The organism is Rhodococcus kronopolitis (assembly GCF_042654025.1).
Classification (GTDB): Bacteria; Actinomycetota; Actinomycetes; order Mycobacteriales; family Mycobacteriaceae; genus Rhodococcus_G; species Rhodococcus_G kronopolitis.
In genome coordinates, this window is record NZ_JBHSFO010000003.1 from 341733 (window position 1) to 360760 (window position 19028).

Below are 19028 nucleotides of genomic sequence, written 5' to 3' on the forward strand. Positions count from 1 at the left end.
AGGAACACAGTGGGCTCAGGAGCCTCGGAATTTGTCGTCGTCGCGAACCGGTTGCCCGTAGACCTGGAGACCCTGCCCGACGGCAGCACCCGCTGGAAGCGCAGCCCAGGCGGCCTGGTCACCGCGCTCGAGCCCATCCTGCGTGGCAAGAGCGGCGCCTGGGTCGGCTGGCCCGGCGTCGCCGACACCGACCTCGGCCCCATCGTCGAGGACGGCATCGAACTCCACCCGGTGCGGCTCAGCGCCAAGGAGGTCGCGGACTACTACGAGGGGTTCTCCAACGCCACCCTGTGGCCGCTCTACCACGACGTGATCGTCAAGCCCGTCTACGACCGGACCTGGTGGGACGCCTACGTGGAGGTCAACCGGCGGTTCGCCGAGGCCACCTCGAAGGCGGCCGCCCACGGCGCCACCGTCTGGATCCAGGACTACCAGCTCCAACTGGTCCCGAAGATGCTGCGAATGCTGCGTCCCGACCTGACCATCGGCTTCTTCCTGCACATCCCGTTCCCACCGGTCGAGCTGTTCATGCAGATGCCGTGGCGCACCGAGATCGTCGAGGGTCTGCTGGGCGCCGACCTGATCGGCTTCCACCTGCCGGGCGGCGCCCAGAACTTCCTGTACCTGGCCCGCCGCCTGGCCGGGCAGCCGACCTCGCGCGGCAACGTCGGCGTCCGGTCCAAGCTCGGCGTCGTCCAGGTGGGGTTCCGCAACGTGCGGGTCGGGGCGTTCCCCATCTCCATCGACTCCGGGAAACTCGACGAACTGGCCCGCACCAAGTCGGTCCGCGACCGCGCCAAGCAGCTCCGCAAGGAGCTCGGCAACCCCCAGCGGATCATGCTCGGCGTGGACCGCCTGGACTACACCAAGGGCATCGACGTCCGGCTCAACGCCATTCGTGAGCTGCTCGAGGAGGGCCGGATCGACCCGGCCGAGAACATCATGGTGCAGCTCGCGACCCCCAGCCGGGAACGCGTCGAGAGCTACGTCCAGATGCGCGGTGACATCGAGAAGCAAGTCGGCCGGATCAACGGCGAGTTCGGTCAGGTCGGGCGGCCGGTGGTGCACTACCTGCACCGGGCCATTCCCCGTGAGGAGCTGACCGCGTTCTTCGTCGCCGCCGACGTCATGCTGGTGACCCCGCTGCGTGACGGCATGAACCTGGTCGCCAAGGAGTACGTGGCCTGCCGCACCGACCTCGGCGGCGCCCTGGTGCTCAGCGAATTCACCGGTGCCGCAGCGGAACTGCGCCAGGCATACCTCACCAACCCGCACGATCTCGAGGACGTCAAGGACTCGATGGTCGAGGCGCTGACCCAGGACCGGGAGGCCGGCCGACGCCGGATGCGCGGTCTGCGCCGTCAGGTCCTCGCACACGACGTGGACCGCTGGGCCAAGTCCTTCCTCAGCGCCCTGGCCCGGGACTCGGTGGCCGGCGCCGCACTGCTTGGCGACGAGGTTCAGGCCTAGAAGCGACGAAACACGGCGCCGGCCACGGGAATCGATCCCGCGGCCGGCGCCGTTTGTCCTGTGTTGCGGTCGATCGGCTAGATCGGGGTCAGCCGCTCCGTGAGCCAGCGCCCGTCGACCTTCTGCATCTCCATCCGCACCCGGCTGCCGGTGGTCGCCGCGTCCGGGGCGTCCGCGCTGGTGGTGACCTGGTTCAGGTACAGCAGCACCACCGCGTCGTCCGGGCTCGCCGAGACCGGGGCCGCGCCCTGCACGCTCACCTGGACGGTGAGCTTCTTGTCCTTGGCACCCGGCGCGATGACCTCGTCGGCGAGCTTCTGGTAGTCGTCCCGGAACGAGCCGGTCAGCCCGTCCCCAGCGGCCGCCAACTGGTCGTCGACCCTGTTGTAGTCGTAGGAGAGCATCGCGACCGCCTGCTCGCTCGCGGCCCTGACGGCATCCGTCCGGGCCTGCTCGGTCGCCACGTCCTGGCGGTGCTGGTAGAAGAGCACCCCCACCCCGACCGCGAGCGCCAGGACCAGCAGCGCGGCCACGGCCGTCAGCACGATCCGCCGCGAACCGCGACCACCGGCGGGTCCTGTCGCCTCGTCCGGCTCGGCCGCAGTCACGGACTCGGCCGACTTGTCGTCTTCACTCATGGCACAAACTCCACCTTCGACGCCGTCATGGTCCCGCCGTCGTCCGTCACCGTCACCCGCATGCGGAAGTCACGCGGACCGCCCTGGGCCTGGTCGGGCATGGTCACGTTCGCACGCGCCGCGACGAGCACCGTGGCGGAGTTTCCGTCGTCGCTCTCGCTCTCCAGACCGGCCTCGACGATCGAACCCTCGGTGGTCACGCCGGCCTCCTTCACCACGCTGACGAAGGGGTCCTGGCGGCCGTCGAACTCGGACTTGAACGTACCGCTGGCGCCGGCCAGGATGCGGTCGACGTCGTCCTTCGCGGTGTCCGGCTTGATCGTGGTCAGGTTCAGCATGGTCTGACGCGCGGTCTGTACGAACGCATTTCGCCGGGCATCACGCTCGTTCGCGGAGTTCCGGTCGACAAGCAGCACGACTCCGGCCACGACCAGCGCCGCGACCAGGACTCCGGCCACGACCGCCGCGAGCCCCGGGCGCCTACGGCTCGGTGCCGCCGACAACGCCTCCTCGTCCGAGACGGTCTCGTCCGCGGCCGTCTCGGCCCCGTTCTTCGCAGGCTCAGCCACCTTCGGCTCGGCCTTCGACAGATCCGGCTTTGTCGGCTCGGGCTTCACCGGCTCAACCGCCGCCGGCTTCACCGTCTTCGGTTCAACGGCCTTCGGCTCAACCGTCTTCGGCTCGGACTTCGTGAGATCGGCCTTGACGTCCGAACCACTCTCGCCCGATGCCGCGCCCGCGGGCACGTCCTTCGGCGGCCCCGCGGGCCGGCCGGCGCGCCTACGCGGCGTCGGCCTGCTGTCCTCGGGGGTCAACCCTGCTGACGTGTCATCATCGTCTGCCACGTCGAATCCTCTCTCGGCTTGCCCCCGGTCGCGAGCGCCGGCTGGGCGTACAGGCGGCCGTCAGTGCCGGTGTACTTGCCCGTTGTCGGGTCGTACGGGCGTGCCGTCGCGGGCACCCCGGACGTTCCCTCGTAAGAACTTGGAACTGTCGTGTACGAGGGTACAGACGGATCCTGGACGGGCCCGTTGGGCGGGTTGTTGCCCTGGGCAACGTAACCGGCCTCGCTGCGGCACTCCTCGGGCGTCCCCGCACGCCTGCCGGGGAACTCCATGCACGGCGAGTTCCGAGCGCCGCGCACGACGGTCGGATCGTCCGGCGCCACCTTGCAGAACAGGTCCGACGGTGTAGTCGGGGTGTCCACCTGGCTGGGGTCGCGCCACTGGTCCGCCGGGAGGAACCCGGTGGTGCACGCAGGCGGGTCGTTCACCTGGAGGTAGAAGTTCACCAGCGCACCCTCGTCGATCGGCGCACCGTAGAACGCGGTCATCAACGCGGTGGCCAGCGGCGGATACAGCACCAGGACCTGCTCGACGCTCTTGTTGTAGATCACGCCCACCTCGCCGACGCTGACCAGGTTGGCCAGCAGCAGCGGCAGCGTCGGCTTGAGCTCCTGGAACAGCTCGTTCGCCTCCGCGGCGGCCGCAGGCCCCTTCTCCAGGAGGCTACGCAGCTGCGGGTCGCTGGCCCGAATCTGATCCGAGAACTTCACCAGGTCCTTGGTCCAGGACCGAATGGCGTCGCTGGTGACCACCTGGGTGTCCAGCAGCGGACCGGCCTGCTCGATCAGTGTCTTGGTGGCGTCCGTGTTCGCGTTCGCCTCCTGAATGAACAGCCGCGCCGAGTCGATCAGCCGCTGCAGGTCCGGACCCGCGCCGTTGAACGCCTTGAACGCCTCGTCCACCACGAGCTTGAGCCGGGTGTCGGAGATGCTGTTGACGAGCGAGTTCGCCTGGTCGAGCATCGAGCCGATCTCCTGCGGGATCGTCGTGCGATCCACCGGGACCACGTCGCCGTCGGCGAGGTACGGCTCACTGTCGGTTCGCGGGACCAGGTCCACGTACTGCTCACCGATCGCGGACACGCTCTTGACGTGCGCATCGAGGTCGGCGGGGATGTCGTAGCTGCTGCTGATCGTGAGCTTGGCGTCCACGCCGGTCTCGGTGAGCACCACCTCTTCCACGGTGCCGACGTTGGTGCCACGGAAGGCCACGTTGGCGTGCGGGTACAGCCCGCCCGTGGACGGCAGCTCCACGGTCACCCCGATCTGTCCGATCCCGAACAGGGCAGGCAGCTTCACGTACTGGGTGGACATCACCACCAGTCCGATCACCGTCAGGACGGAGAAGATGGCCAGCTGGATGCGGACGAACTTCGTGAGCATCATGGCGTGGTCGCTCCTAGCTGCTGCAGGCCGGGGATCTGGGACAGGTCGGCGAGACTCGGAAGGCCCGGGATCAACGGCGCCGCATCCGGTTTCGGCTCCGCGTTGGCATCGGCCGGCTTCGGCTTCGGGCTGGCCAGCGGGTTCGCCGCCTGGCCCGCTGTTCCGGCCGTCGTGCCGAGCGCGCCCTCGACCCCGCCGAGCGTGCCGGCGAGGCCGGTTCCGGTGAGGAAGCTCTTGTCCAACCGCTTGTTGGTCATGTCGATGGTCATCATCAGGTTCGCGTAGTCGCCCCGGACCACCTGGTCCAGGTTCTTCATCGGGAACGGGAAGGTGAGCAAGACGGACAGCGCATTGGTGAGCGCGTTTCCGGTACCGGCGAGCTGGTTGAGCAGCGGCGCCAGGGAATGCAGGTTGGCCTTCAGGTCGTCCCCACTCTGGTTGATCACCCGAGTCGCGACGTCACTCAACTCACCCAGTGAGACAAGCGCATTGGTGAGGTTCTGCCGCTGACCGACCAGCACCTCCAACGCCGGCGGTACCGCGTCGAGCGCCGCCGTCAACGTCTCACTCTGCTGGTTCACGGTGGTCGAGAGCCGGTCGATCCCCTCCATCGCGGAGACGATCTGTCCGCGCTGGTTGTCCAGGCTGCCCACCAGCTGGTCGAGCTGCGGCAGCAGGTCCCGGATCGAGTCCTCCCGGCCCAGCAGGGCCGAGTTGAGTTCGGTGGTGATGTCGTTGATCTGCGCCAGGCCGCCGCCGTTGAGCACCACCGACAGCGAGGACAGCGTCTGCTCCGTCGTCGGGAAGGCCCCGGCCCGCTCGATCGGGATCAGGTCACCGTCCGCGAGCGTGCCCTGCGGCGCGATGCCGATCGGCGGCGCCAGCTCCAGGTGCTGCGAGCCGAGCAGGCTGGTCTGGCCGATCTTCGCGGTCGCGTTGGCGGGCAGCACGGTGCCGGGGTTCAGGGACACCGTCACCAGTGCGTGCCAGCCGTCGACCTCGATGCCCGAGACCGTGCCCACCGTCACGTCGTTCACCCGGACGGGCGAATTCTGCGACAGGGTGGTCACATTGGGCATCTCGATCTGGACCGTGTACGAGCCGTCCTGTCCGCCCTCGGTGCCGGGCAGCGGAAGCGAGTTCAGTCCGTTCCACTCGCATCCGGTGAGGGTGAGCGTCAGTCCGAGCGCCGTGGCCACGATCGCGGTACGGCGCCGGTGTGTCCTGCGGGTCATCGGCCGCCTCCCGGCTTCAGCAGGCCCTCGAGGTCCTTGGGCACGTCAATGGTCGGCAGTCCCGCGAGAGGTCCAGCGATCGGCTTTGCGGCACGGGCCGGCACCTGCCCCTCGAGGCTCGGCGGGGTGTACGCCATCTGGCCCGGATTGGCGCCGGCCCCGATGGCCGGGTTGGTCAGGAATCCCGGGTAGTTCACGGCAACCGAGTTGAGGACCGGGCCGAAGAACTCGGTGCACAGGTCCGCGGTGCGATCCGAGTCGTTGTTCTCGAGGCCGCGGACCATGCCGCAGATCGCGTTGATCGGGTTGGCTGTGTTGCTCGTCGCGAGCGCACCCTGGAGCGAACCCTGTGCGGGGTTGTAGATGTTGTTGAAGTTCGCGAGGGCATTCGGCGCGATGTGCAGGACGCGCTCGATCTCCGGCCGCTTCTCCACGAGCACCTGGGTGGCATCGGCGAGCCGGCCCACCTGCTCGGTGATGCCCTCGCTGTTCGCGGAGACGAACCGCTGGACGTCGCCCATCGCCACGTCCAGGTCGGTCAGCGCCGTCCCGAGTTCGTCGGAGTTCTCTGCCAGCAGCGACGACACCGAGGCCAGGCGGCCACCGAACTGGACGATCTGCTCGTTGCTCGACGACAGCGCGGTCACGAACGTCTGCAGGTTGCGAATGGTGGAGAACAGGTCCGTGCGGCCGTCCGAGAGGGTGTTCATGGTGTCCGAGAGCTCACGCAGCGTGGCTCGCAACGAGTCGCCGTTGCCGTCGAGGTTGTTCGCGGCGGTGTCGATGAAGATCCCGAGCGAGCCCTGGTCGGCGCCGCCCTGCGGGCCCAGCGCCGTCGACAGCTTGGTCAGCTCGGTCTTGATCTCGTCCCACTCCACGGGGATCGCGGTGCGCTCGACCGGGATCTCGGCGCCGTCGGACATCTCCTCGCCACCCTCGAAGACGGGGGTGAGCTGGATGAAGCGCGCCGCCACCAGGCTCGGCGCCACGATGATCGCCTTCGCATCGGCGGGGATCTCCACCGAGCGGTCGACGTTCATCACCACCTTGGCATTCTCGCCGGAGGGCTCGATCGTCTCGATCTTGCCGACCGAGACACCGAGCACTCGCACGTCGTCGCCGGCATAGATGCCGGTGGTGGTCGGGAAGTACGCGGTGATCGTGTTCTTGCCGAGCCCGGGGAACAGGACCAGCGCGCCTGCGACGAGCGCGGCGACCACCACGGCGGCGACGCCGCCACGCAGCAGCCACTTCTTGCGGTTGTTCATCTGCTCGCTCATGGTCGGTTCGGATCCTTCAGCTCAATCTCGGGCACCGGGAACTGCTGCAGGTCCGACGGCACGTGCTCGGGCCAGAGCAACGAGTCGGTGAAGGTCTGCGTAATCTGGCCGACACCGAAGTTCGCCACATAGGCCATGAAGAAGGGCCCGCTGCCGACGGCCTCGCCGAGCGTCGTCGCGTACGGGCCGAGTCCGTCGAGCGCCTGGCTGATGTTGTCCTTGTTCCGCTGCAGGATGGCCACCGTCTGGTTCAACTGCTCCAGCGTCGGACCCATCTGCTGCTCGTTGTCCTGGACCAGGCCGGTCAGCTGCCGCGACACCGCCGAGACGTTGACGATGAGCTCGCTGATCGCGTTGCGGCGACGGTCGAGCTCGGCGAGCAGGCGGTTTCCGTCGACCAGCAACGAGTTGATCTGACCGCTGCGCTCGCCCAGGATCCCGGTGACGCTCTCCGCCTTGGTGAGCAGGTCACGCAGGCTCTCGTCGCGCGTGTTGATGCTCTGCGAGAGCCGGGTGACGCCGGCCAGCGCCGTCCGCAGCTCCGGCGGGGTGTCGGCCAGCGTCTCGGACATCGCGTTGAGCGAGTTGTTGAGCTGGTCGGTGTCGAGGTCCGACGCCGTCGTCGCCAGGTCGCCCAGCGCGTCGTTGAGCGAGTACGGCGAGTTGGTGCGCTCCAGCGGGATCGTGCTCCCGACCTGCAGCGTGCCGAAGCCGTCCGACGCCACCTGCAGGGACTTGCGCCCGAGGATGGTGTTGGTCTTGATGTCGGCTCCGGTGGAGTCGCCGAGCTCGATACCGTCGTCGACGGTGAAGGTCACCAGGACGTTGGTGTTGTCGAGCTCGACCTTCTCCACCTTGCCGACGTTGACGCCTGCGACGGTGACGAAGTCGCCGACCATCAGGCCGCCGGCGTCCGCGAACTGCGCCTGGTAGCGCGCCCCGCCGGAGAGGAAGGGCAGCTTGTCGTACTGCAGGCCGGCAAGGACCAGCGAGACCGCGACGACGAGTCCGATGATCCCGATCTGTACGGGGTTTCTTTCACGAGGCTTGTTCATGACAGCGGCTCGCACCTTCCCGTCGTCTGCTCTGGGGCCACCGGAGCCGGCAGGACGATGTCCTTGCCGTCCGGACCGGAGAACTTGAAATTGACAGCGCATGTGTAGAACTGGAAGAAGCTGCCGTACGCGCCGGTTCGAATCAGTTTCCGGTAGGTCTCCGGCAGCCGCTCGAGTACCCAGTCGACCTGGTCCTCGCCGAGGTTGACCTGGGTCGCGACGCGATTGGCCTCCGCGATGGTGCTCTGCAGGTCCGGCCGTGCGCCCTCGAGCAGCTGGGCCAGGTCGCCGGTGGCGGTGGCGATCCTGGGGATCGCGTTGCCGATCGGGTCGCTGTCCTGGGCCAGCCCGCTGACCAGCTGCTGCAGCTGGTCGATGGTCGACGAGAACTGATCGCCCTTGTCGTTGATCGTGGTCAGCGTGGTGTTCAGGTTGGTGATCACCTCGCCGATCAGCTGATCCCGATCGGCCAGCGTGGTGGTGAACGAACTGGTGCTGCCGAGCAGCGAGACCAGCGTGTCGCCCTGCCCCTGGAAGACCTGCAGCAGCGCCCCGGTCAGGTCGTTGACCTGGTTCGGGTCGAGGCCACGCAGCAGCGGCTTGAACCCGCCGAGCAGCAGGTCCAGGTCGAGTGCCGGTGCCGTCTGCGACACCGGGATGGTGCCGCCGTCGGCCAGCGACTCCGTCGAACCCGCGCCCTCCAGGAGCTCCAGGTACCGGTCGCCGACCAGGTTCTCGTAGCGCACCGTGGCCTTCGTGCTCTGCAGCAGCGGGTACTTCGCGTCGACGCTGAAGCTCACCTCGGCGAGGTTGTCGTCACCGATCTCCACGCCCTTGACCGAGCCCACCGGCACGCCTGCGATCCGTACCTTGTCGCCGGGCATGATGCCGGAGGCGTCGGTGAACTCGGCGTTGTAGCCGTCCGAGCTGCTGAACCGGACCTGGCTGAACACCACGGCCAGGCCGGCGAAGATCAGTGCCATCGCCGTGGTGAAGACGAGCAGTTTGACCGTCGTCGCCCGCATTACTTCTGCCCTCCTACGGGGACACCGGCGTAGAGCCACTGGAACAACTTGGGCACGTTCGTGCCCGTCGTCGTGGACGGCTGATAGGGCACGGTGCCGGTGTCCGCGACCACGAACGGAGCGTTGCCGTTCTTCTTCGGGTGGAAGTCCGGCAGGCCCCAGCAGTTCGGGCCGCCGGAGGCGTTCACCTTGGGCAGGTCCTTCGGGTAGGTGTACGGCTCGGTTCCGGGCAGGAAGTTAGTGCTCAGCGCGAATCCGGGCTGCAGGCCGCCGACCGCCTTCTCGGCTTCCGGCAGCATCCTGCCCATCCCGGAGATCAGGCAGGCGATGGACGGTGAGTACTCGGAGAGCAGCGCCGTGGTGGGCCGCAGGTCCGCGAGCGACTTCGTCAGGTTGGCCTCGTTCTCGGTCAGGACGTCGGTTGCGGTGTTCGCCAGCCCGGTCACGTTCATCAGCAGCAGGTCCAGGTTGGCCTGCTCCTCGACGATGGTGCCGCTGGTGGCCGTGGCGTTGTCGAGCAGGTGCATCAGGTCCGGGGTGACGTCGGCGTAGAGGTTGGTGACCTGCGCCGCCTTGTCGAGGTCCTGCTGCAGCTGCGGGAGCACCGGGTTCATCGTCTTGAGGTAGTGATCCGTCTCCTCGAGCAGCTCACCGAGCTGCTCGCCGCGGCCGTTCAGCGCCGACGAGATGGCGCCGAGGGTGGCGTTGAGCTTCTCCGGCTCGATCTGCTGGAGCAGGGTGGACAGGTTCTGGAAGAGGGTGTTGAACTCCACCGTCACCGAGTCCGCCGCGATGGTGGTGCCCGCGGACAGCGACTTCGAGGACGGGTTCTCGGGCACCACGAAGTTCACGTACTTGGCGCCGAACACGGTGGTGGACTTGATCTCCACCGTCGCGTTCGACGGGATCAGGTGCATCGACGACGGGTCCATCGCCAGGTTCAGCTGGGCCTGCCCGTTCTCGTTCTCGATCGACGCCACCTTGCCCACCTGGACACCGCGCAGCTTCACCTTGGCGTCGGGGTCCATCACCAGGCCCGAGCGCGGGGCGGTGATCGTCACCGGCTCACTGTCGGTGAAGCCGCCGGCGAACATGGTCAGGGCCACGGTCGCGATCGCGACCAGGCTGCCGACCAGCACCAGCGCCGCGGTCTTCTTCTTCAGACTCGAATCAGCCATGCCGCTATCCCGAAAGGTTGAAGTTGCCGGACCCGCCGTAGATGGCGAGCGAGATGAGCAGGGTCACCGTGACCACGGCGATCAGCGAGGTGCGGACCGCGTTGCCGACGGCCACGCCGACGCCGACCGGGCCGCCGCTGGCGTTGAAGCCGTAGTAGGTGTGGATCAGCATGACGGCCAGACCCATCACGATCGCCTGAGCGAACGACCACAGAATGTCCGTGGGCATCAGGAACGTCGAGAAGTAGTGGTCGTAGACACCCCCCGACTGGCCGTTGATCACGACGGTGGCGAACCGGCTGGCGATGAACGAGGCGATCACGGCCAGCGAGTACAGCGGGACGATCGCGATCATGCCGGCCATCACGCGGGTGCTGACCAGGTACGGGATCGACGGGATGGCCATCGATTCGAGCGCGTCGATCTCCTCGGAGACCCGCATCGCGCCGAGCTGCGCGGTCGAGCCGGCACCGATCGTCGCGGCGAGGCCGATGCCCGCGATGACCGGCGCGGCGATGCGCACGTTGATGAAGGCGGCGAAGAAGCCGGTCAGCGCCTCGACGCCGATGTTGCCGAGCGAGCTGAAGCCCTGAACCGCGATCACGGCGCCGGAGAACAGGGTCAGGAAGGCGACGATGACAACGGTGCCGCCGATGATCGCGAGGGCGCCGGAGCCCATCGCAATCTCCGCGATCAGCCGGATCGTCTCCTTGCGGTAGTGGATCAGCGCGCGGGGTGCCGAGGCCACCGCGCGCCAGAAGAAGAGCGCCTGGTCGCCGATGGAGTCGATGGCGCCGGAGAACTTGCGCGCCCCGCGTCGGGTGCCCCGGAAACGTCCGGTCAGTGCGAGTGCCATGTGTCAGCCTGCCGTCAGCTTGATACCGACCGCGGTCACCAGGACGTTGACCACGAACAGCGCCATGAAGGCGAAAACGACGGTCTGGTTCACGGCGTCACCCACGCTCTTTGCCCCGCCTTTCACGTTGAGACCCAGGTAGCAGGCGACCAGGCCGGCAATCATGCCGAACAGTCCCGCCTTCAGCTGGGAGAGGAGCAGTTCACCGAAGCCGGTCAGCAGCGTGATGCCGTTGACGAAGGCGCCGGGGTTCACGTCCTGCAGGAAGACCGAGAACAGGAAGCCGCCGAGGATACCGATCGTGCAGACCAGTCCGTTGAGAAGCAGCGCGACCACGGTCGACGCCAGCACTCGCGGCACCACCAGTCGGTGGATCGGATTGATGCCGAGCACCTTCATCGCGTCGATCTCCTCGCGAATGGTTCTCGCCGCGAGGTCCGCGCAGATGGCGGTGGCGCCGGCACCCGCGACGATCAGCACGGTGACCATCGGGCCGACCTGGGTCACCGCGCCGAGCGCGGCACCGGCCCCGCTGAGGTCGGCCGCGCCGATCTCGCGGAGCAGGATGTTGATGGTGAAGCTCACCAGCACGGTGAACGGAATGGCAACCAGGACGGTCGGCACCATCGAGACCCTGGCGACGAACCAGGACTGGTCGACGAATTCCTGGCGCTGGAACGGGCGTCGGCCCATCGCGCGGAAGGTCTCCCCCGTCATCGCGAAGAAGCCACCCACGGCGCGCAACGGCACCTCGAGGAGATCGTTCATCAGCCCTCCTCGTCAGTTCTCGCACACACGGCTCGACGGAGGTCGCATGGACGCCCCCGAGGAGTCTGTGATCCAGGTCATATTAACTAGAACACGTTCTCGTGTCAAAGCAGGTCACCCTCCGAGCCATCCCGGCCAGTCATTGCGGGTTTACGGTTGGCCGACGACGCGGATGCGTTGGCCTTGTTCAACGATGACGCCGGGGTTCGCGGCAGGTCCTCCACCGCGGTCAGACCCAGGACTGCGCACAGATTCGACAGCGATCGCCGCACCCCAATCCAGCGAGCCATGTTCTACCCCATTGCCTTTCACGAGCCGAACGCGATCGGGACCGACCGCTCGACGAACAAGCCTCGTGGCAGGTGACGGGGCGGGGAGCCGATTCCACTCCCCGCCCCGCCATCCGACCTCGCCCTTCGTGGCGGTCCGCATCCGGCCTGCGCCGAATCCCGAACTGCCGGAATTTCTAGAACACGTGCTGACATACCACGGTACGAACAGAGCTCACGCAGGACCACCATCTTGTCTCAGAATGCACGTCTCGTATGCGAATTCGAGATGATTGCTTCGTTACAACTAACGAGTTGGCGGTCGAGCGGGCATCAGCCCAGGGACTTGACCGCGGCGGTGGCAGCGAACATCTTGCCCGGGTCGCGACCGTCGAAGTAGCCGCCGAGCTGGTCCGCGAGGGCCGCGGGGCTGAACTGCGCGTCGTCGGCGTCGAACCGCTGCTCGACGACCGGCGCCGCCATCAGCGCGACCATCGGGCCGTAGACGACGAAGACCTGGCCGTTGATCGCGTCCGCGGCCGGGGAGGCCAGGTAGGACACGAGGTTGACCACGTGCTCGGGCGAGAGCGGATCGATGCCGTCCTCCGGCGCGTCGCCGAAGACGTTCTCCGTCATCGCCGTGCGCGCCCGTGGGCAGATGGCGTTGGCGCGGACGCCGTAGCGCTCGAGGCCGCGTGCCGCCGAGAGCGTGAGAGCGGTGATGCCGGCCTTCGCGGCGCCGTAGTTCGGCTGTCCGGCGGGCCCGAGCAGGCCGGCCTCCGAGGAGGTGTTGATCAGTCGGCCGTAGACGGGGGCGCCTGCCGCCTTGGACTCGGCGCGCCAGTGCACGGCGGCGTTGCGGCAGAGCAGGAAGTGGCCACGCAGGTGCACCTTGAGCACCAGGTCCCAGTCCTCGTCCGACATGGAGAAGAGCATCTTGTCGCGGACGATGCCGGCGTTGTTGACCACGATGTCGAGGCCGCCGAACTGCTCGGTGGCGGCCGCCATCAGTGCGTCGGCCGTCGAGCGCTCGCCGATGTCGCCGGCGACGAACAGCGCCTTGCCGCCGAGCGCCTCGACCTCCGCCAGCACCGCGTCCGCGTTCTCGTCGGCGCGCAGGTCGTTGATCACGACGTTCGCACCCTGCCGGACGAGCCCGAGGGCCTCGGCCTTGCCCAGGCCCGACGCTCCGCCGGTCACGATCGCGACCTTGCCGTCCAGACTTACCTCGCGACTAGCCAATCCCACCACTACCTTCGTGAATTGAATTCGGACCCCGACGGGCGCGCCCGCCAGTTCGACAGGCGGCGCGCCCCGGGGATTCCAGTCACGTTCGTGACGACAGTCACTGTAGAACGTGTTCCTGTTTGCGGCAAGAAGTCTTAGAGCTCGAGACGCAGAGCGGCCCGCGGGCACTGGTTGACGGACTCCTTCATCAGGGCCACCTGCTCCGGGGTGTCGTCGGGCTGCGTGATCAACAGCTGCTCGTCGTCATCGAGGTCGAAGACGTCGGGCGCGATGCCGACACACACACCGTTGGCTTCACAGAGGTCCAAATCGACTGTGACCTTCATTGATGATCCTCACTTCTCACTCATGTCATGCGGTTGCGACGCTCGGGTTCCGGGCTGGGACCGAACGCGGATCCAGCATAAGACTAGAACCCGTTCCACTCCTGTGCAATGATGCGAAAAACGCCCTTAATCGGGCCGAAAGTGTGCTGCGTCCGCTTCACTACCGGGCCGAGCCGAGCAACCTTCCCAGCGACTAGAACCTGTGTCAGAGACCGGAGAGGCACCATGCACATCAACTACAGCGCGGAGCAGCAGAAGTTGCGCGAGGAGCTCCGCGCCTACTTCGCCAAGCTCATCACTCCCGAACGCCGGGAGGCGCTCTCCGCGACGACCGGCGAGTACGGATCGGGGACCGTCTACCGCGACATCGTGCGTGAGATGGGCAGCGACGGCTGGCTCACCCTCGGGTGGCCCAAGGAGTTCGGCGGCCAGGAGCGGTCGCCGATCGACCAGCTGATCTTCACCGACGAGGCCGCGATCGCCGGCGCCCCCGTGCCGTTCCTGACGATCAACTCCGTCGCGCCGACAATCATGCACTACGGATCCGAGGAGCAGAAGAAGTTCTTCCTGCCCAAGATCTCCGCGGGCGAGATCCACTTCTCCATCGGCTACTCCGAGCCCGGCGCAGGCACCGACCTGGCCAGCCTGCGGACCACCGCGGTCAAGGACGGCGACGACTACGTCATCAACGGTCAGAAGATGTGGACCAGCCTCATCGCGTACGCGGACTACGTCTGGCTCGCCGTCCGCACCGACCAGAACGCCAAGAAGCACAAGGGCATCAGCATGCTCATCGTGCCGACCACCGCGGAGGGCTTCTCCTACACGCCCGTGCACACGATGGCGGGCCCGGACACCAGCGCGACCTACTACCAGGACGTCCGCGTGCCGTCGTCCGCGCTGGTCGGCGAGGAGAACGGCGGCTGGGGTCTGATGACCAACCAGCTCAACCACGAGCGCGTGGCGCTGGTCTCCGCCGCACAGATCCAGGGCGCGCTGCGCGACACCATCGAGTGGGCGCAGAACACCAAGATGGCCGACGGTCGCCGCGTCATCGACCAGGAATGGGTGCAGATCAACATCGCCCGGGTGCACGCCAAGGTCGAGTACCTCAAGCTGCTGAACTGGGATGTCTCCTCCGCCGATGCCCCGAGCAAGGGCGACGCGTCGGCCTGCAAGGTGTTCGGCACCGAGTTCGCCACCGAGGCGTACCGACTTCTGATGGAGGTCCTCGGACCGCAGGCATACCTGCGCCAGGACTCGAAGGGCGTCGCCGTGCGCGGCCGCCTCGAGCGGTGGCACCGGTCCGCGCTGATCCTGACCTTCGGTGGCGGCACCAACGAGGTGCAGCGCGACATCCTCGCCATGACGGCACTGGGCCAGCCGCCCGCCAAGCGGTGACTTTCACCGCCGACCCGGCGCCGACCCCGGCCCCCATCCTGCGCTGACCGCGCGAGTCAAAGGAACATCATGGACTTCACCCACACAGAGGCCCAGCAGGACCTCGAACAGCTCACCCGGAGCATCGCCGAGAAGCTCACCACCCCGGAGCGACTCAAGGAACTCGACGGCGCGCAGGACCGCTTCGACGACAAGCTCTGGAAGGCACTCGCCGACGCGGGCGTGCTCGCCGCGGCGCTGCCGGAGTCGGTCGGCGGCGGCGGATTCGGCATCCTCGAGCAGTGCTCGGTGCTGCGCGAGATCGGCAGGCCCCTCGCGCCGGTGCCGTACCTGTCCTCGATCGTCCTCGCCGCCTCGGCACTGGCGGAGTTCGGCGACGAGGCCCAGCGAGAGTGGGCGCAGCGCGCCGGCGCCGGCGAGGTCGTCCTCACCGTCGCGCTCGCCGAGGAGCTCAACGACAACCCGGCCGCCCCGGTGACCACGGCGACGCGCAGCGGCGACGACTGGGTGCTGACCGGCACCAAGATCACCGTGCCTGCGGCGACCTTCGCGGACCTGATCCTGGTTCCCGCCACCACCCCCGAGGGTGTCGCGGTGTTCCTGGTGCAGCCGTCCGACGCCGGGGTCACCGTCGAACGCCAGCGCGTCACCGACTTCAGCGCGGAGTCGATCGTCGAGTTGTCCGGCACCAAGGTCGGGTCGGACCGAGTGCTCGGCAGCCCCGCGAACGGCGCCGAGATCATGGACTGGATCCTGGCCCGCGCCGCCGTCGCGCTGAGCGCGACCCAGCTCGGCACCCTGGAGCGGGCCCTGGAACTGGTCGCGGAGTACGCGCGCGAGCGGGTCCAGTTCGACCGCCCGATCGGCAGTTTCCAGGCCGTGGCCCAGCGGCTCGCGGACGCCTTCATCGACGTGAAGGGTGCCCGGCTGACCCTCTGGCAGGCCGCCTGGCGTCTGAGCGAGAACCTGCCTGCCGAGGAGGAGGTCCGGACCGCGAAGTTCTGGGCAGCCGACGCCGGTCACCGGGTGGCGCACACCGTGATCCACATCCACGGCGGCGTCGGACTCGACCGCGAACACCCCGTCCACCGTTACTTCCTGGCGGCCAAGCACAACGAGTTCGCACTCGGCTCGGCCACCGAGCAGTTGCGTCGACTGGGACAGATCCTGGCCGACGTGCCTGCCTGAACCTAGGCTGCAACCATGACGACCGCCACGCCCACTGTCACCGATCTGCTGCTCCGCCTGCGAGACGACGAAGATCACGGAATTCTGTTCGAGGACAAGAAGATTTCGTGGTCCGAGCACGTATCACTCAGTGCCGATCTGGCGTCGGGCCTGGCGACCATGCTTGATCCGGCAGCACCCCGGCACATCGGGGTGCTGCTGGACAACGTGCCCGAGTTCTCCCTCCTGCTCGGCGCGGCCGCGCTGGGCGGATCTGTCGCGGTGGGACTGAATACCACCCGCCGCGGCGAGGCCCTCGCCGGTGACATCGCCCGGGCGGACTGCCAGGTGGTCGTCGCCGACTCCTCGACCGTCGGCCTGCTCGACGGGCTCGACCTCGGCGGGGTCCGCGTGCTCACCGTCGACTCCCCGGACTGGACGGACTTGCTCTCCGCCCACCGCGGCAGCGCCGTGCCCGACCGGGTCGCGGCAGGCGACGACCTGTTCATGCTGATCTTCACCTCCGGCACCAGCGGCAACCCGAAGGCCGTGCGGGTCACCCACAAGATGGTCGCCGGTCCGGGACGGATGCTGGCGGACCGCTTCGAGCTCAGCTCCGCCGACACCACCTACGCGTCGATGCCCATGTTCCACTCCGGCGCGGTCATGGCGTGCTGGTCCATCGCCCTGGCCGTCGGCGGGAACTTCGCCCTGCGACGCAAATTCTCGGCGTCCGGGTTCCTGCCCGACGTGCGCCGGTTCGGCGCCACCTTCGCGCACTACGTGGGCAAGCCCCTCGCCTACGTGCTCGCCACCCCCGAACGGGCCGACGACGCCGACAACCCGCTGAAGGTCGTCTACGGCAACGAGGGCTCCGCGTCGGCGATCGCCGAGTTCGGACGCCGATTCGCGACCCGGGTAGTCGACGGCTTCGGCTCCACCGAGGGCGGCGTCCTGATCTCCCGCCCGCCGGGCACCCCGCCCGGCGCGCTGGGCCCGCTGCCCGCCGGCATCGCCATCCTCGATCCGGACCACGGAACACCCTGCCCCATTGCCGAATTCGACGAGCGCGGCCGCATCACCAACGCCGACAAGGCGACCGGCGAACTGGTGAACACCGCCGGCACCGGTAGCTTCGCCGGCTACTACAAGAACCCCGAGGCCGAGGCCGAGCGGGTCCGCGACGGCCAGTACTGGAGCGGCGACCTCGCGTACGTCGATGCCGACGGCTACGTCTACTTCGCCGGCCGCAGCTCCGGATGGATGCGGGTGGACGGCGAGAACCTCGGCACCGCGCCGATCGAGAACATCGTCTCCCGGCACCCGCGGGTGCTCGAGGCCGCGGCCTACGCGGTCCCGGACCCGCAGGTCGGCGACCGCGTCGCGGTGGCGCTGGTGGTCGCGGACGGCTTCGATGTCGCCGAGTTCGCCGAGTTCCTCACCCACCAGCACGATCTCGGCCCCAAGCAGGTCCCGACGCTCGTCCGGGTGAGCCCGGACCTGCCCAAGACCGCGACCTACAAGGTGCTCGGCCGTTCGCTGAGCGCGCAGCGGTGGAACTCCCCCGACCCCACCTGGTTCCGCGCCGCCGGCAGCACCACCTTCGCCCCCGTCACCCCCGAGTTCGCCGCCGCACTCGACGCCGAACTCGACAGCTGACCCCTCCCTTCCCCTTCTCCCCTCCCGCCCCGCCTGCCTACCGAATGAACGGAAGCGTTCATTCGATCTAATCGAATGAACGTGCCGTTCACTCGGGGCGGACGGGCGCGGGCGGGACGAATTCCTCCCCAGCCCACCCGGCCGGGAACCCTCGTGATCCGCTACCTTGCTCAGCATCCTAGTGGTACCTTGCTGTGCATGAGTCCATCCGTCGACCGACGCAGCCTCGTCCTCCGTGGCGTGCTCGACCTGTGCCTGCTCTCGCTCCTGCGGGAAGGCCCCATCTACGGCTACGAACTGACAGAGCGACTCGCCGAGCGCGATCTGCTGGTCGCCGGCGGCTCGTCGTACCCACTCCTCGCGAGGCTGGAGAAGGCCGGCCTGGTGGAATCCGAGAGCAGACCGTCCAGCTCGGGCCCACCCCGCAAGTACTACTCCGTCACCGAACTCGGCCTCGACGCACTCGAGGACGGCGCCACCGAATGGCTGACACTCGCCTCGAGCGTGAACTCACTACTGACAGAGACAAATTCGACCAGGAGCGCGCGATGACCTCACCTGCTGCCCAGACCTGCGAGACCGTCGACATCACGACGATCGAGCGAACCGCGACTCGGCTCTGGCGTCGCGCCGGGGTCCGCAGGAGCGACCGCATCGCGCTGCTCGGCGAACTGACCGGCGAACTCGACGCGGCGGTCGCGGACGGCGTCGGCACCAGCGGAGTTGTCGGCGACGACCCTGCCACCACGCTGCGGGAGTGGGCGGACGAGCGCGAACTGTCCGGCCGCGCTTACCGTTTGGGACTAGTCGTCCCGGCAGTACTACTCGGCGCCACGGTGGGCCTCGGCGCGATTCTCGCGCTGCTCTTCCTGGCCTTCCGTTCGATCGCCACCGTCGAACCGGGGAACATCCTGATCGTCGTGTACGCCCTCAGCGCCGCACTCGCCTACCTGTGCGCGTTGGCCGGCACCTGGGGCGCCCTGCGACTCGGCGGCGATCCCCACGCAACGAGCACCGCCCTGACCCTCTCGTGGGTGCTACCGCTCACCGGACTCGCCGCCCTCGCAGGCGGCGTAGGGACGGCCTGGATTCAGGGCTTCAGCACGACCCCCACCACCTTCGTCACCACCGTGACCGCGGTGTGCCTGGTGATCAGCGCGGGCGCGGCGGCGGCACGGCACCTCGCGCTTCGAGGCAGCCCTGCCTGATTCCACCGACGGCGC

18 protein-coding genes are annotated in these 19028 nt (G+C 67.9%); 6 read left to right on the forward strand and 12 right to left on the reverse strand.

Annotated elements, in window-relative coordinates; genetic code table 11:
- The first annotated feature begins 9 nt into the window (after positions 1-9).
- A complete protein-coding gene (locus ACFO6S_RS08175) occupies positions 10-1470 on the forward strand; it encodes an alpha,alpha-trehalose-phosphate synthase (UDP-forming) (protein ID WP_378415809.1) in 1461 nt (486 codons plus the stop codon).
- A 77-nt stretch (positions 1471-1547) separates the two neighbouring features.
- Here ACFO6S_RS08175 and ACFO6S_RS08180 read toward each other — a convergent pair whose 3' ends face one another.
- From ACFO6S_RS08180 to ACFO6S_RS08235, 12 genes are all read right to left on the reverse strand, one after another.
- Positions 1548-2108 carry a h domain protein gene (locus ACFO6S_RS08180; protein ID WP_378415810.1) on the reverse strand — a complete coding sequence of 187 codons (561 nt, stop codon included), beginning with the start codon at positions 2106-2108 and terminating at the stop codon, positions 1548-1550.
- Positions 2105-2677, reverse strand: a complete 573-nt coding sequence (locus ACFO6S_RS08185; RefSeq protein WP_378415812.1) for a hypothetical protein — start codon at positions 2675-2677, stop codon at positions 2105-2107. The genes ACFO6S_RS08180 and ACFO6S_RS08185 overlap by 4 nt, the downstream gene beginning before the upstream one ends.
- Positions 2678-2919: 242 nt before the next feature.
- Positions 2920-4338 carry an MCE family protein gene (locus ACFO6S_RS08190; RefSeq protein WP_378415813.1) on the reverse strand — a complete coding sequence of 473 codons (1419 nt, stop codon included), beginning with the start codon at positions 4336-4338 and terminating at the stop codon, positions 2920-2922.
- Positions 4335-5573 carry an MCE family protein gene (locus tag ACFO6S_RS08195; RefSeq protein WP_378415815.1) on the reverse strand — a complete coding sequence of 413 codons (1239 nt, stop codon included), beginning with the start codon at positions 5571-5573 and terminating at the stop codon, positions 4335-4337. Before ACFO6S_RS08195 ends, ACFO6S_RS08190 begins: the two co-directional genes overlap by 4 nt.
- Positions 5570-6853, reverse strand: coding sequence for an MCE family protein (locus tag ACFO6S_RS08200; protein WP_378415816.1), 1284 nt, complete (start codon positions 6851-6853; stop codon positions 5570-5572). Before ACFO6S_RS08200 ends, ACFO6S_RS08195 begins: the two co-directional genes overlap by 4 nt.
- Entirely contained in the window at positions 6850-7908 is a 1059-nt protein-coding gene (locus ACFO6S_RS08205; protein ID WP_378415818.1) for an MCE family protein, read from the reverse strand. The genes ACFO6S_RS08200 and ACFO6S_RS08205 overlap by 4 nt, the downstream gene beginning before the upstream one ends.
- Positions 7905-8933, reverse strand: a complete 1029-nt coding sequence (locus ACFO6S_RS08210) for an MCE family protein (protein ID WP_378415820.1) — start codon at positions 8931-8933, stop codon at positions 7905-7907. Before ACFO6S_RS08210 ends, ACFO6S_RS08205 begins: the two co-directional genes overlap by 4 nt.
- Positions 8933-10111, reverse strand: coding sequence for an MCE family protein (locus ACFO6S_RS08215; RefSeq protein WP_378415822.1), 1179 nt, complete (start codon positions 10109-10111; stop codon positions 8933-8935). Before ACFO6S_RS08215 ends, ACFO6S_RS08210 begins: the two co-directional genes overlap by 1 nt.
- Before the next feature lie 4 nt (positions 10112-10115).
- On the reverse strand, positions 10116-10967 hold the full coding sequence (locus ACFO6S_RS08220; protein ID WP_378415824.1) for an MlaE family ABC transporter permease: 852 nt from the start codon (positions 10965-10967) through the stop codon (positions 10116-10118).
- A 3-nt stretch (positions 10968-10970) separates the two neighbouring features.
- Positions 10971-11735 (reverse strand): MlaE family ABC transporter permease, encoded by a 765-nt coding sequence (locus ACFO6S_RS08225; protein WP_378415826.1) that lies wholly within the window; start codon positions 11733-11735, stop codon positions 10971-10973.
- Positions 11736-12337: 602 nt separating this feature from the next.
- The gene (locus tag ACFO6S_RS08230; RefSeq protein WP_378416117.1) at positions 12338-13246 is read right to left on the reverse strand and encodes a 3-oxoacyl-ACP reductase; all 909 of its coding nucleotides are present in this window, start codon (positions 13244-13246) and stop codon (positions 12338-12340) included.
- Positions 13247-13386: 140 nt separating this feature from the next.
- Positions 13387-13578 (reverse strand): ferredoxin, encoded by a 192-nt coding sequence (locus ACFO6S_RS08235; protein WP_378415827.1) that lies wholly within the window; start codon positions 13576-13578, stop codon positions 13387-13389.
- 225 nt (positions 13579-13803) lie between these two features.
- On the opposite strand from ACFO6S_RS08235, the gene ACFO6S_RS08240 reads away from it, so the two are divergent.
- From ACFO6S_RS08240 to ACFO6S_RS08260, 5 genes are all read left to right on the forward strand, one after another.
- Positions 13804-14979: an acyl-CoA dehydrogenase family protein gene (locus ACFO6S_RS08240; RefSeq protein WP_378415829.1), complete on the forward strand. Its 1176-nt coding sequence runs from the start codon at positions 13804-13806 to the stop codon at positions 14977-14979.
- Between the two features lie 69 nt (positions 14980-15048).
- Entirely contained in the window at positions 15049-16167 is a 1119-nt protein-coding gene (locus ACFO6S_RS08245) for an acyl-CoA dehydrogenase family protein (protein WP_378415831.1), read from the forward strand.
- Between the two features lie 15 nt (positions 16168-16182).
- Positions 16183-17805 (forward strand): long-chain-fatty-acid--CoA ligase, encoded by a 1623-nt coding sequence (locus tag ACFO6S_RS08250; RefSeq protein ID WP_378415832.1) that lies wholly within the window; start codon positions 16183-16185, stop codon positions 17803-17805.
- Positions 17806-18003: 198 nt separating this feature from the next.
- Entirely contained in the window at positions 18004-18357 is a 354-nt protein-coding gene (locus ACFO6S_RS08255) for a PadR family transcriptional regulator (RefSeq protein ID WP_378415834.1), read from the forward strand.
- Complete coding sequence (locus tag ACFO6S_RS08260) at positions 18354-19013, forward strand: hypothetical protein (RefSeq protein WP_378415836.1); 660 nt, start codon at positions 18354-18356, stop codon at positions 19011-19013. Before ACFO6S_RS08255 ends, ACFO6S_RS08260 begins: the two co-directional genes overlap by 4 nt.
- The last annotated feature ends 15 nt before the right edge of the window (positions 19014-19028 follow it).

Coding starts and splice junctions, on each gene's coding strand:
- ACFO6S_RS08210 (WP_378415820.1), bottom strand. CDS start 8,933: ATGCGGGCGACGACGGTCAAACTGCTCGTCTTCACCACGGCGATGGCA.
- ACFO6S_RS08225 (WP_378415826.1), bottom strand. CDS start 11,735: ATGAACGATCTCCTCGAGGTGCCGTTGCGCGCCGTGGGTGGCTTCTTC.
- ACFO6S_RS08220 (WP_378415824.1), bottom strand. CDS start 10,967: ATGGCACTCGCACTGACCGGACGTTTCCGGGGCACCCGACGCGGGGCG.
- ACFO6S_RS08255 (WP_378415834.1), top strand. CDS start 18,004: ATGAGTCCATCCGTCGACCGACGCAGCCTCGTCCTCCGTGGCGTGCTC.
- ACFO6S_RS08190 (WP_378415813.1), bottom strand. CDS start 4,338: ATGATGCTCACGAAGTTCGTCCGCATCCAGCTGGCCATCTTCTCCGTC.
- ACFO6S_RS08200 (WP_378415816.1), bottom strand. CDS start 6,853: ATGAGCGAGCAGATGAACAACCGCAAGAAGTGGCTGCTGCGTGGCGGC.
- ACFO6S_RS08215 (WP_378415822.1), bottom strand. CDS start 10,111: ATGGCTGATTCGAGTCTGAAGAAGAAGACCGCGGCGCTGGTGCTGGTC.
- ACFO6S_RS08260 (WP_378415836.1), top strand. CDS start 18,354: ATGACCTCACCTGCTGCCCAGACCTGCGAGACCGTCGACATCACGACG.
- ACFO6S_RS08235 (WP_378415827.1), bottom strand. CDS start 13,578: ATGAAGGTCACAGTCGATTTGGACCTCTGTGAAGCCAACGGTGTGTGT.
- ACFO6S_RS08250 (WP_378415832.1), top strand. CDS start 16,183: ATGACGACCGCCACGCCCACTGTCACCGATCTGCTGCTCCGCCTGCGA.
- ACFO6S_RS08180 (WP_378415810.1), bottom strand. CDS start 2,108: ATGAGTGAAGACGACAAGTCGGCCGAGTCCGTGACTGCGGCCGAGCCG.
- ACFO6S_RS08245 (WP_378415831.1), top strand. CDS start 15,049: ATGGACTTCACCCACACAGAGGCCCAGCAGGACCTCGAACAGCTCACC.
- ACFO6S_RS08205 (WP_378415818.1), bottom strand. CDS start 7,908: ATGAACAAGCCTCGTGAAAGAAACCCCGTACAGATCGGGATCATCGGA.
- ACFO6S_RS08240 (WP_378415829.1), top strand. CDS start 13,804: ATGCACATCAACTACAGCGCGGAGCAGCAGAAGTTGCGCGAGGAGCTC.
- ACFO6S_RS08195 (WP_378415815.1), bottom strand. CDS start 5,573: ATGACCCGCAGGACACACCGGCGCCGTACCGCGATCGTGGCCACGGCG.